This is a genomic window from Bacillus sp. SIMBA_074 (genome assembly GCF_046534555.1).
GTDB classification, from domain to species: domain Bacteria; phylum Bacillota; class Bacilli; order Bacillales; family Bacillaceae_G; genus Bacillus_A; species Bacillus_A mycoides.
The window spans coordinates 1-274 of record NZ_JAWRYM010000479.1 but is presented as its reverse complement, the minus strand read 5'-3'; the positions used below and the strand labels follow the sequence as shown (position 1 = coordinate 274).

Below are 274 nucleotides of genomic sequence, written 5' to 3'. Positions count from 1 at the left end.
GCGCCGACGTGAAAGCCGGGCAGCGCGTGCTGATCCACGGCGGAGCGGGCGGCTTCGGTTCGATCGCGATCCAGCTCGCCAAGCATCTCGGGGCGTCCGTCGCCACGACCGCGAGCGGCTCGAACGTCGAATGGCTGCGGCAGTTGGGCGCCGACGTCATCGACTACCGCTCGGACGACTTCGAGTCCCGGCTGCAGGGCTACGACCTGGTCATCGACACCGTCGGCGGCGCGAACCTCGAGAAGTCACTGCGCGTGCTGCGCCCGGGAGGCCA

General features: G+C 70.1%; 1 protein-coding gene. It reads left to right on the top strand.

Features of this window, described 5'->3' with window-relative positions:
* Nucleotides 1-274 (top strand): zinc-binding dehydrogenase (locus tag SB773_RS31660; protein ID WP_410594284.1); only part of this gene is annotated, 274 nt, incomplete at both ends.